Consider the following 12,073-nt stretch of genomic DNA (forward strand, 5'->3'; position numbering starts at 1 on the left):
CTTTACTCGAAAACCAACTACCTCCCAGGTACTCCGGTCACGTTCGCGCATCAGACGCTCATCCATTTGTTCCAGGGCCCAGGTAAGAATTTGGTTGCACACCTTCTGGCAAAGTTCGTGAATGCCTCTCTCAAGCTCATAAAAATCCTTGCTCTCACTGATTAACTTAATCAGACCAGTGACAAAAAGAAGGACTGCACCCACTATGTGGCGAATGTCTAACATGAGACCTCACACTCCTTTAGCTTGAGTTTTGGTGGTTTTTTGGGAGCGAGGTCTCATTTCTTTTTCAAGGGGCTTATTCCTTTCTGGCGCCTACTGAAATTTTACACGGCCGCGGACCTAACTATGCCACAAAGTAAAAGCGGCGGCAGAACCTGCTTTCCAGCCGCCGCCCGATTACTAATGATGGGAAAGAAAGGAAAGCCGGGATCCCCTCTAGCACATCCCGCCCCTACACCTTCCACCGCATCGATGTGCTTGATAACGGCTTCGATGACCAGTTCCACACCCTCCATGCCGGAATACCCGGTGACGGTTTCAATCCACCCTATGACCTCTTCCACGCTTTCTCCCAGCTTCCCCTTTGCAGCCAGGTGCTCAACTGCTTAAAATGTTCTTCATTTCTGCTTCCCCAGCCAACGAAGCTCGTATTTTTTCACCTTCCCTGTAGGGGTCTTTGGCAACGCCTCTACTACCACGTAAGACTTTGGTCTCTTATAGTGCGCCAAGCATTCTTCACGAGTTAAAAAGCTTTCCAAATCTTCAGCGGTTGTCCCCTCTTTTAAAACTACAAAAGCTGTGACTATCTGGCCCCACTTTTCGTCTGGCAAACCGACAACGGCCACCTCCAACACCCCAGGGTGGCGCATCAGTGCATCCTCAACTTCCCGGGAAGAAATATTTACACCACCGGAGATTATAATGTCATCTGCACGGTCTACCCACCATAAATATCCATTTACATCTATATATCCCATATCTGATGTATGATACCATCCCTTGTAAAACTTGCGTTTCGTTTCATCGTCCAGCTTATGGTAATAAAGCATTCTCCCCGTGCCTCGTACAAGTATCTCCCCAACTTCGCCCGGTTGCAGAACGTCATCAGGGTCTGATGGTGGGTTTTCAGAATAGCGTACCACCCGAATCTCATGGTTCAGTATAGGCTTACCTGCGGAACCTGCCTTTGAAATTTGCTCGTAGGGCAAGAGAAAGGTAACACACGGGCCAAACTCGGTCATACCGTAAGCTTGAAGAAGTTCTATGTTGAAAGCCTGCCTTATTCTGCTTACCATCTCTGCAGACATTGAAGATGCTCCGTAAAGCCCTAAGCGTAGCGAAGAAAGATCGTACAAGCTCAGGTCTTCTTGCAAGAGCATGTACCACATTGTCGGAGCACCAAAGAACAGTGTCACCTTTTCCGCTTGTACCGCAGCTAAAACATCTGACGGTTTAAATAAAGGCAGCAAAACGTTCTTGGCACCCGCCATTACACGGGGTAAAAAGCCGCCGTGCAGTTCGGCTGCGTGATACAGGGGTGCAGCAGAAAGGCCAATATCGTTGTAAGTAAGCCCCGCAGCATGCATAATCAAATAGCAGTGGTCCAAAATAGCCCTATGACAGTGCACCACCCCTTTTGGGCGACCGGTAGTGCCACTGGTGTAAAGGATGGCATAAGGTTCATTTTCCCCAACTTCTATGGCATTGATATCTTCATTTGGTAACCCCTTGCTAGTTAGTTCATGTAAATATATTGCATAGGGCGGTGGATCTGAATCCGTATATAAAAAGTTTTTTACCGTTTTCAACTGCGGACGAGCACCTTCAATAAGACCCGTAGTAGCCTTTTCAAAAACAATAGCTTTCGCCTCGCAGTCATTTAATATATAGGCAGCTTCGGCAGAAGTGAGGCGATAATTAATCGGATTGAAAACAATTCCTAACCTGGCAGCAGCAAAATAAAGGGTTGTGAAATCGGCATTGTTAAAAAGACATACAGAAAGCACATCTCCTTTACGCAATCCCAAATTATAAAGAGCGGATGACATGCGCTTAACCTCTTGAAACCAGTCTCCGTAAGTCCAGCGGCGTCCAGTTTTCAAGCAAACCAGCGCTTCACGCTTTGGGTAACGGCAAGCAACGTTTTCGAAAACGGTCCCAATAGTCGGGTGCATGTAAGAACCCCCCCTGTTACTCTTTCTGTATCCTTCGCTTCGCCAACTCTTCTTTTAATACGGACTTCAATATCTTACCAACTGGATTGCGCGGCAACGCGGAAATAATCTCGAGCCTTTCCGGAAGCTTGTATACGCTCAAGCCCTGCTCCCTACAGTATCTAACAATCTCTTCGAGTGAGGGAGGATTTTCTTTTTCCCTAGGAACCACAAAAAGACAGACACGCTCTCCCAAGACCTCATCGGGCATTGGAACAACCGCCGCTTCGGCCACTTTGGGGTGCCCCAGTACTATGTTTTCAACTTCGGCGCTGGATATGTTAAAGCCGCCGCGGATGACAATATCTTTCTTGCGGTCATAAAAACCGACATGACAGGAATCGTGGAGGATAAATAGGTCCCCTGTACGGAAGTACCCGTCCTTGGTAAAAGACCTCTCGGTTAGATCTGGGCGGCGAAAGTATCCGGGGAAAGTAAAAGGTGAGCGGTAGCAGAGCTCACCAACTTCTCCCGGTGCCACCACTTCCTGGCCGTTTTCACCCAATATTTTTATTTGTATGCCTTCCACACCACTCGGCCACGAGCAGCCCTCCTTGCCCCAAAATGGAAAGTAATCGCTGCGCATATCGAGATCTGGCACATCATCCGGACCAGCTACAAGACCCGTTCCCTCGTTCTGTCCCCATATGTTGATGATTTCTATTCCCCACCGCTTTTTGAACTCAATCATAGCCCATGATGAAGGGGGAGCCGAACCAGTAGCAATAGTGCGTATACTAGAGAGATCGGGGCTGTTTTCTACCGGCAGTTTGATGATCATGTTTAAAACCGCCGGAACGAGAATGGTAAAGTGGACATTACTATTCGTAAGCTGCTGCAAAAGAACCTGCATGTTCAATGGATGGTGCAAAACAAGAGTACCCCCTGTTAAAAGCCAGGGTACATAGTTGACCCCCACTCCTGTCATGTTAACTAACGGGGCTACGCAAAGAATGCGGTCACCCTTTTGGAGTTTGCACGTACGCAAGACTAAATTACCGCCAAAAAGCCAATTGTTTGTGTTAGAGGGCAGCCCTTGGGGTTAGCTTCAGTACCCGAGGTCCAGCAAATGGTAAAAACCTCATTAGCATCAATTTGAATCTGTACTGGAAAATTAAAGGCAGGTCTACGTTTGATCACGCCCCCTATTTCGGCGTTGTCCCGAAAATCGTGGAAAATGAAGGTGGCGGTCCCTCAAGCCCCTGTGGTATAACAGGGGTGGACAAATACAACCAAAAGGAGGTAACCGCCACCAATGCCAGTATACCACAAAACGGGCCAAAACCAAATATCCTTTAACGACCTCACATTACCTGATCAAGTACAAATATCCTTGCAGGAAATTTTGGGCAATGCCAAAGAGGGCCTCTTGGCCTTATCCGTAGCCATAGGGTTAAAAGTCCTTCAGGCTATGATGGAGGATGAGGTAACCAAGATAGCCGGCCCTAAGGGCAAGCACAACCCAAACCGGCGGGCCGTGCGTCACGGAACCGAGAAGGGCAGCGTAGTTTTGGGAGGCCGCAAAGTGGCCGTCCGGCGGCCACGGGTACGCACCAAAGATGGTAGAGAAGTAAGACTCAAGAGTTACGAAGCTTTTCAGAATGACAGCCTCATCACCCAATCTGTTTTGGAGCGCATAATTTACGGCTTGTCCACCAGGCACTACGGGCACGGACTTGAGCCTATAGGCGAAGATGTACCCGCTCATGGGACTTCCAAAAGCGCCATCAGCCGGCGATTTATCCGTGCCACTCGCAAAGCTTTAGAAGAGTTGCTCAACAGGTCTTTGGAGGGCAAGCGCTTCCTGGTGCTGGTAATTGACGGGGTTGTGTTCGCTGGACATACGGTAGTAGTTGCCTTGGGCATCACGGCTGAAGGGAAAAAGGAGATTTTGGGCTTGTGGGAAGGAGCTACGGAAAACGCTGCTGTCTGCAAGTCCCTGCTTACCGATCTTGTGGCCCGCGGCTTGAAGGTAGAAGGAGGCATACTGGTGGTCATAGACGGCTCCAAGGCCTTGAGGCTCGCGGTCAAAGAGGTTTTCGGAGAACAGGCCGTAGTGCAGAGGTGTCAGGTGCACAAGAAACGTAACGTACTGGAACACCTGCCCAAGGAAGCCCAGGGATGGGTGGGCAAAAAGCTAAACCAGGCCTGGGCAGAAAAGGACTACCGTAAAGCTCTTACAGAGCTGTCCAGGCTGGCCACTTTGCTCGAGGAAAAGTATCCCGGAGCAGCAAGGAGCCTGCGCGAGGGGTTAGAGGAGACGCTTACCGTTGTGCGGCTGGGCTTGCCTGAGACCCTGCGGAAAAGCTTACGCTCAACTAATGTGATAGAGACAGCCTTTGATAAGGTGAGGGTTGTTACCCGGAACGTAAAGAGGTGGCGCAATGGGATGCAGGTTTTGCGCTGGGCTGCAGCCGGGCTACTCCAAGCAGAGAAGGGGTTTCAGCGGCTCAAGGGATACCGGGAGCTACCGTTACTAGCCGAAGCGTTGCTCAAAGCTACCACTGCTCCAGAAAATTCCATGATGGTGAAAACGGCCTAAAAATCGCGAAAAAGGCCGCCACCGAAATTCCACGATATCTAGGACATGCTCCCCTATTTCATCCAGAGAGATAACATGTTTAAACCCCAGCTCACTTCCCATTTTAAGGTACCCAAAGCCCTTAAACCATTCGGGTGCAATATAAAATCTCGCACCGGTAAGTTTTAATACATAGCCTACATCTTTTTCACGCCACTGCCAGGGCAAAGGCGAAATAATGCCGCCTGCCAAGGCTATAGCAAGGTAAAGTGCAGCCAGTTCCCATATGTTTGGCAGCTGGACAACCACAACCTCGTCTTTGTTTAACCCCCTTCGCAATAATTCGTCGGCCATTGCTTCCACGGCTTGCTTAAACTGCGCATAGGTAAGTGATTTCGGTGGTGTACCGACAAGCTCTATTCTATCAGGCGGGTCTTCCACGGCCATTCTCTCAGGATGTGCCTCACAGTTTTTATAAAACAAATCCAGCAGGGTGCGAGTTCCCCAGTAACCTTTAACCGTATACTCTTCTATGAGTTCCTTCGAATGAAGAATCAACCCGGTTTCCTCCCTTCGCTAACCTGCCTAGCCTTTCATGAAATAGTCGCGGTACTGTTCTCTAATCATCCTCTTGGAAAATTTACCTACGCTGGTCTTCGGAATCTCATTTACAAAGAGCACATCATCTGGCAATTGCCACTTGGCAAAGCGTGGCCTAATAAAGTCAATGATTTCCTCCTTAGTAACCCTATTCTTATACTCTTCCCGCGGGACAACTAAGGCCAAGGGCCGCTCCTCCCACTTTGGATGGGGCAAGCCAACCACAACAGCCTCAAGGACGGCTGGGTGGGCCATAATGGCATTTTCCAGGTCAATGGAAGATATCCACTCTCCGCCGCTTTTGATAAGATCCTTAAAGCGATCCGTAATCTTTACATAACCGTTGGGGTCTATAGTAGCGGCATCACCGCTCTTCCAATAGCCGTTGGCGAAAGATTCTGCGGTACGCGGATCGTTATAATAGCTCCTGGTAACCCATGGTCCTTTGATAAGCAATTCACCAACCGATTGGCCGTCAGCGGGTACTTCCCTACCTTCTTTGCCCACAACCTTAATTTCCACCCCCGCCACAGGTAGACCCTGCTTGCGCCGCAGGTCCCACTTTTCCTCGTCCGGCAAGCCAGCCAGCGAAGGTTTGAGGCGATTGATCAACACCAGGGGCGTTGTTTCGGTAGCCCCATAAGCGTGAATCACCTCCGCTCCGTACTCAGCATATCCCTTCATCATAGCCAAAGGAGGTTCTGTAGCCCCACAAAGCATGCGCAGGCCGGAAAGATCAGGTCTTTTATCTAGTTTCCTTATGTATTCCAACATAGGCATAAAAATGGCCGGTGCTCCCGCGGTGACGGTTACCTTTTTGGATATCAGCAGGTCCACCAGTGGTCCGGGCTGATCGGCAGCGTAGCGCCCTGGAAAAACAAGCTTCGCCCCCATAAGTGGAGCCGCAAAGAACAAACCCCACCCTTGAGCATGGAACATGGGCACGATTTGCATGACTACATCCCGGCATGTTATTTCAGTGGCTAGGGCAATCATGAGGGTATGCAGGTAAATGCAGCGGTGAGAATAGTAAACTCCCTTGGGCATTCCTGTGGTGCCGGAAGTGTAGCAGGCGCTGTAAGCCGATTTTTCATCTATCACGGGCCACTCAAGCTCATCCTCAGCATTCTCTAAAATTTCTTCGTAGAAATAAAGGGGGCTTAATTTCGTTTTCACTTCTCTCGGAGTCTTGTCGGTGATTATCACATAACCTTTTACTGTTTTTAGCTCTTCGGCTATTGGCTCTATAGTGGGAATTAGGTCCTCACAAACAAACAGTAGCTCAGCTTCACTGTGGTTGATTACATAGGTCCTTTCAGCGAAAGAAATCCGCGGGTTTACCTGAAGTAGAACTGCTCCAATTCCTGAGACGGCAAAGTAAAGCTCAAAATACCGGTAGGTGTTCCAGTCTAGCGCTCCAATGCGGTCTCCCGGCTTAACACCCAGCTTTCTTAAAGCGTTAGCTAGCTTTTGAACCCTTCGGTAACATTCCCGGTAATTATAGCGGAAAATACTTCCATCCGCGCGCCGAGTAACCACTTCCACCTCGGGAAAGGTCCGGGAGGCATGCTGTAAAAGCTTAATGACATTTAGCTGGCAATCGTCACCAGAAGTAGAAGGAAAACCTCTCAGCACAACAGGCTCCATTCTTTATCCTCCTCACCTAATTCAAAATCGTGATAACTTTTTGAAATCCCAAAAAAATCATTCTCGCAAAATATATGCCAACACTCTAGGCCAGCCAGAAAGAAAAAATTGTCTCTCAGACAAGGCAAGTGTTTCTTTTTTGGTACATACTGTTTTGAATTCAGTACTATGCTATTCACCGCAAATAATGATATGGTAGAATTTGTGTTAAGCAGAACTTTTTTAGGAGGGGGTCTTTCTGCTTTTACGAGATATTATCAGAAAAGACCTCTATTGCCTCTTCCCCACCGACACCCTGGCGCGGGCCATCAGCCTCTTTCGCCGCTCAAAAATCGACACTCTTCCGGTAGTGGATGAAAAAGAAAGGCTTTGCGGCGTCTTCACCCGCTCGGCGCTGTACGACGCCTTGCTGTGTGGTGCTTCTCTGGAAGAGAAAATCGCCCCTTATATTATCAAAAACCCGGTAACCGTACCGGCTGACCTCCCTTATGCCGAGCTCACCCAAATGGTGCGCGAGAGCACTGTCGGCACAGCCCCGGTGCTTGACCGGGAAAACCGCGTGGTGGGCATCCTCACCAAGCAGGATATGGTGCTGGCCGCCTTGAGGCAGGCCGACCTTCTCAACGCCCAGCTAAAGGCCACCCTCGACGCCATGCACAACGGCCTCATTGCCGTGGACAGCAAGGAAAGGATCACCCTTATCAATGCCGGCGCCGAAAGAATTTTCCGCATAAAAGCCGCGGACTGCCTCGGGCGCCCCCTGTCCTCCGTCTTCCCCGGCCTCGATTTAAAAAGTGTCCTTCACCAAAAAAGCCCCCGTGTTGGTTTTAAGTACCTCTTTGGTTCCACCGTAACGGTAGTTAACGCCGCTCCCATCAACCACGGCTCTTCGCAGGGGGCTGTGGCCGTTTTCCAGGATATCACCGAACTGGAGCAGATCGCCCAGGAACTGGAAAGTGTCCGCGAGCTAAACGAAACCCTTAACACCGTTTTAAACATTATTTACGACGGGCTGGTGGTGGTAGACCGGGAAGGACGCATTACGCTGACCAACCGTCCTTTCCGCGAGCTGGTGCAGCGCCAGAATGAGGACCTTTTGGGAAGGCACATCACGGAAATCTTGCCTACCAGCCGGCTCCACATTGTTGCCCGCACAGGTGTACCAGAAATCAGCGACATACAAAACATTGGCGGCCGCCCTTTTATCGTTACCCGCCTACCCATAGTAAAGGACGGTACGGTCGTGGGAGCGGTAGGCAAGATAACTTTTCCCAAACTGGAAGAAATCCAAGAGCTTGCCCGCCGCTTAAGCAGCCTGCGCAGCCAGGTGGCCTACTACCAGGAACAGTCCACCCGCCCTGGCACGGCCAGGTATACCTTTGAATGCATCATCACCAGAAACACTAAAATGCTAGCCCTCCTTGAAGAAGCAAAGAGGATTGCTCCTACTCTTTCCACAGTGCTCATCCGCGGCGAAAGCGGTACGGGAAAGGAACTGCTGGCCCACGCCATCCATATGGCCAGCCCGCGCTCCAACGGGCCTTTCGTCAAGATAAACTGCGCCGCCATTCCGGAAGGTCTGCTAGAATCCGAGCTTTTCGGTTACGCCCCCGGGGCTTTTACCGGCGCACACAAAAACGGGAAGCCCGGTCGGTTCGAAATGGCCCATGGCGGCACCATCTTCCTTGACGAAATAGGAGATATGCCGCTGGCCCTCCAGGCCAAGCTGCTGCGGGTACTGCAGGACCGGGAGTTTGAGCGCATTGGAGGTACCAAGACCATCCGCGTGGATGTGCGCATTATCGCGGCCACCAACCGCAACCTGGAAGAAATGGTTTCGCGGGGAGCCTTCCGTGAAGACCTTTACTGGCGGCTCAATGTGATTACATTTAAAATACCCCCGCTGCGGGAAAGGCCGGAAGATATCGAACCGCTGGTGGCTGCCTTCATAGAAAAATACAACCGCATTCTCAAAACCGACGTGAAGGGTATTTCTCCGCAGGCCTTAGATATCCTCAGGCGCCATACCTGGCCCGGCAACGTACGCGAGCTGGAAAATGCCATCGAGCGCGCTGCAAACTTCGCCTGGGAGGGCTACATCGAGCCCCACCACCTTCCTCCGCACCTCCTTGGCATCGCACAAGGGTCTGCGCACCCTTCTTCAACAGAAAAGTTACCCGCTTCTTCCAGCCCCTACCGGGAAAAGCTGGCCGGTGCTGAGCGGGAAATCATCAAGGCTGCCCTGGCAGCCGCCGGCGGCAACAAGGCCAAAGCAGCGCGCCTCTTAAACATCAGCCGCTCACGTCTTTATGAAAAGATGAAAAAACTAAACATCCCTTATTGACAAAACAGGCCCTTGAGAAAAGGGGCCTTTTTACTTTACTCCCCGGAAAATGGCACAGATTTTGCAAAGCTTACCTTTCAAAACCGTAAAGGAGGCATAGCCAATGGGGATGCTTGAAGGCAGAGTGGCTATCATCACCGGCTCCGGCCGTGGTATCGGTCGGGCAGCAGCCCTCTTGATGGCCCGGGAGGGGGCGGCGGTGGTAATTAACGATCTGGACGAGGAACCGGCTCAAGAAGTGGTCAGGCAGATTCGAGATGCCGGAGGCAAAGCCGTTGCCTGTGCCGGCAGCGTTACCGATCCGGCAATACCGGAAAAGCTGGTCCGCACAGCAATAGAAAACTTTGGGGCACTTCATATCTTGGTTAACAATGCAGGCTACACCTGGGATGGGGTCATCCACAAAATGACTGACGAGCAGTGGCAGGCCATGCTGGACGTGCACGTTACAGCGGCATTCCGGCTAATTCGGGCCGCTGCTCCTTACATGCGGGACGCCGCCAGGGAAGAAATGGCTGCCGGGAAAAGGGTCATGCGTAAAATCGTTAACGTCATGTCCGTGGCCGGTACGATGGGCAATGCCGGCCAGGCCAACTATGCCGCAGCCAAGGCAGCCCTAGGGGGCCTGACCAAAGCGGTAGCCAGGGAGTGGGGCCGGTTTAACGTCAACTGTAATGCCGTGGCCTTTGGCTTTATTGAAACGCGCCTCACCGATGAAAAGGAAAAGGGCCAGACCCTTATGGGAGGAAGGGTAGCCATCGGCATCCCAAAGGCCCAGCGAGAGGCCTTCTTGCAGACCATTCCTCTGGGCAGGGCAGGCACTCCAGAAGAGGCAGCTTACGGAATACTGTTCCTGGTTTCCCCCTGGTCCGACTATGTTACCGGGCACATCCTCCATGTAGACGGGGGCCTGGATATGTGAGGTGATAAACCTTATGAAACACTGGCTTTTTCAAGAGGAGCACGAGGCCTTACGGCAAGCTGTACGCCGTTTTGTACAAAAGGAAATCGTTCCTAATACAGAAAAATGGGAAGAAGCACAAGAAATACCCCGCAGCCTTTTCCGCCGCTGTGGCGAGTTGGGCTTTTTTGGTTTGAAATTTCCGGAAGAGTACGGCGGCCAGGGAGGCGACTATCTTGCCGCAGCAGTTTTTAAAGAAGAGGTGGCCCGCAGCGGCTGCTTGGGCGTGCTGGCGGCCCTGGGAGTGCACTCAGGGGTGGTGCTGCCACCCCTCTACAAGTTCGGTACGGAGGAACAAAGGAGGCGCTACCTTGTCCCGGGCATTGCCGGGGAAAAAGTGGGGGCCTTAGCCGTCACCGAACCCAACGCCGGTTCGGACGTGGCTTCCCTGCAGACCACCGCCCGCCGGGAAGGCGACTTCTACGTATTAAACGGGAGCAAGATTTTCATTACCAACGGCGTCAACGCCGATTTTGTCATTGTGGCGGCCAAGACCAGGCCTGAGGCCGGGCACCGCGGTATCAGCCTGTTTATAGTCGACCGCCGCACGCCCGGCTTTGAAGTAGGCCAAAAGCTCCAAAAGGCGGGCCTTCATTCCTCCGACACCGGCTACCTTATTTTTGACAACTGCCGGGTGCCGGCGGCAAACCTCCTGGGCGAAGAAAACAGGGGCTTTTATATGCTTATGGAAGGGTTCCAGTGGGAGCGCCTGCTCCTGGCCCTGGGGGCGGTAGGTATGGCCGAGGCGGCCCTGGCACATGCTTTAACCTATGCGCGCCAGCGGGTACAGTTCGGCCAGCCAATCGGCAGGTTCCAGGCAGTGGGCCACCGCCTGGCAGAAATGGCCACGCGGCTGGAAATGATCCGGAATTTAACCTACCACGCCCTCTGGCTCTTCCATACCGGGCAACCCTGCCTCAAAGAAGTCTCCATGGCCAAGTTGGCCGCCACAGAGATAGCCCACCAGATTGCCGGTGAAGCCCTGCAACTGCACGGCGGCTACGGTTATATGAGGGAGTACCCCATCGAGCGCATCTGGCGGGACACCCGCGTAGCCACCATTGTCGCCGGCACATCAGAAATCATGCGCGAGATCATTGCGCGTGAAATGAAAGTTTAAAACGAAAGGGAGGCCTCAACATGCTGGACAGGTATTACGACGAGCTGGAGGTTGGGACAACCTGGCATTCCTCCCGTGGGCGCACTATTACCGAAGCCGACATTGTGATGTTTGCCGCCCTCAGCGGCGACTGGTACCCGCTGCACACCGACAAGGAGTGGGCCGGCAAAACGCGCTTCGGGCAGCGCATCGCCCACGGCCTGCTGGTACTTTCCATTTGCTCCGGTATGTGGCCCATCAAGCCGGGCGCCGTAGTGGCCTTTTACGGTATCGAGAAACTGCGCTTTACGGCTCCCACCTTCATCGGGGACACCATATACGTGAAACTGGAAGTTCTGGGCAAGGAAGATAGGGGGGCCGGCCAGGGCGTGGTAACCCTGCAGCTGGAAGCCACAAACCAGCGCCAGGAAACGGTAATAGCGGCTACCTTAAAAATTTTAATGAATAAAAGGCCTGCCTGAAAGAGGAGGTTTGAAGCAGCTACGAATAAACGCACTATAATTGACTGAATCGTACAGTTTTGCTACCATAGAAGTATGGAACTCTTATCCATCGGGGAAGCGGCAAAGCGGTTAGGCGTGCACCCAAACCGCCTCAAGGCGTGGGAGAAGCAGGGGTTAATTAAGCCCGTGCGGCTTCCCAGCGGCCACCGGAGGTACCCGGT

The 12,073-nt window shown here is 52.0% G+C and carries 11 protein-coding genes and 1 pseudogene; 6 read left to right on the forward strand and 6 right to left on the reverse strand.

Going from position 1 to position 12,073, the window contains the following annotated elements; genetic code table 11:
• The 4 genes and pseudogenes from G454_RS0113395 to G454_RS19250 all read right to left on the reverse strand — a co-directional run.
• Positions 1-225, reverse strand: a pseudogene (locus G454_RS0113395) (ISLre2 family transposase); the annotation flags it as partial.
• Positions 226-326: 101 nt separating this feature from the next.
• Positions 327-566, reverse strand: coding sequence for a hypothetical protein (locus G454_RS0113400; protein ID WP_027719016.1), 240 nt, complete (start codon positions 564-566; stop codon positions 327-329).
• A gap of 54 nt (positions 567-620) precedes the next feature.
• Positions 621-2,177 carry a long-chain-fatty-acid--CoA ligase gene (locus G454_RS0113405; RefSeq protein WP_035107900.1) on the reverse strand — a complete coding sequence of 519 codons (1,557 nt, stop codon included), beginning with the start codon at positions 2,175-2,177 and terminating at the stop codon, positions 621-623.
• 16 nt (positions 2,178-2,193) lie between these two features.
• On the reverse strand, positions 2,194-3,204 hold the full coding sequence (locus G454_RS19250; RefSeq protein WP_211230105.1) for a class I adenylate-forming enzyme family protein: 1,011 nt from the start codon (positions 3,202-3,204) through the stop codon (positions 2,194-2,196).
• Positions 3,205-3,471: 267 nt separating this feature from the next.
• On the opposite strand from G454_RS19250, the gene G454_RS0113415 reads away from it, so the two are divergent.
• Positions 3,472-4,758 (forward strand): IS256 family transposase, encoded by a 1,287-nt coding sequence (locus G454_RS0113415; RefSeq protein WP_051276431.1) that lies wholly within the window; start codon positions 3,472-3,474, stop codon positions 4,756-4,758.
• Here G454_RS0113415 and G454_RS21035 read toward each other — a convergent pair.
• Complete coding sequence (locus G454_RS21035) at positions 4,693-5,295, reverse strand: AMP-binding protein (RefSeq protein WP_084413510.1); 603 nt, start codon at positions 5,293-5,295, stop codon at positions 4,693-4,695. The genes G454_RS0113415 and G454_RS21035 overlap by 66 nt on opposite strands.
• Before the next feature lie 27 nt (positions 5,296-5,322).
• Positions 5,323-6,984 carry a long-chain fatty acid--CoA ligase gene (locus tag G454_RS0113420; protein WP_027719019.1) on the reverse strand — a complete coding sequence of 554 codons (1,662 nt, stop codon included), beginning with the start codon at positions 6,982-6,984 and terminating at the stop codon, positions 5,323-5,325.
• Between the two features lie 256 nt (positions 6,985-7,240).
• Between G454_RS0113420 and G454_RS0113425 the strand changes: the two genes are divergently transcribed.
• The 5 genes from G454_RS0113425 to G454_RS21040 form a co-directional block, all read left to right on the forward strand.
• The gene (locus G454_RS0113425) at positions 7,241-9,328 is read left to right on the forward strand and encodes a sigma-54-dependent Fis family transcriptional regulator (RefSeq protein WP_035107901.1); all 2,088 of its coding nucleotides are present in this window, start codon (positions 7,241-7,243) and stop codon (positions 9,326-9,328) included.
• A gap of 109 nt (positions 9,329-9,437) precedes the next feature.
• Positions 9,438-10,250 carry an SDR family NAD(P)-dependent oxidoreductase gene (locus tag G454_RS0113430; RefSeq protein WP_211230107.1) on the forward strand — a complete coding sequence of 271 codons (813 nt, stop codon included), beginning with the start codon at positions 9,438-9,440 and terminating at the stop codon, positions 10,248-10,250.
• 13 nt (positions 10,251-10,263) lie between these two features.
• Positions 10,264-11,409, forward strand: coding sequence for an acyl-CoA dehydrogenase family protein (locus G454_RS0113435; RefSeq protein ID WP_027719022.1), 1,146 nt, complete (start codon positions 10,264-10,266; stop codon positions 11,407-11,409).
• A 20-nt stretch (positions 11,410-11,429) separates the two neighbouring features.
• Complete coding sequence (locus tag G454_RS0113440; protein ID WP_027719023.1) at positions 11,430-11,870, forward strand: MaoC/PaaZ C-terminal domain-containing protein; 441 nt, start codon at positions 11,430-11,432, stop codon at positions 11,868-11,870.
• A gap of 75 nt (positions 11,871-11,945) precedes the next feature.
• Positions 11,946-12,073: MerR family transcriptional regulator (locus tag G454_RS21040; RefSeq protein ID WP_156896801.1), on the forward strand; the 128-nt coding region annotated here is incomplete at its 3' end.

This window comes from Desulfovirgula thermocuniculi DSM 16036 (genome assembly GCF_000429345.1).
GTDB classification, from domain to species: domain Bacteria; phylum Bacillota; class Desulfotomaculia; order Desulfotomaculales; family Desulfovirgulaceae; genus Desulfovirgula; species Desulfovirgula thermocuniculi.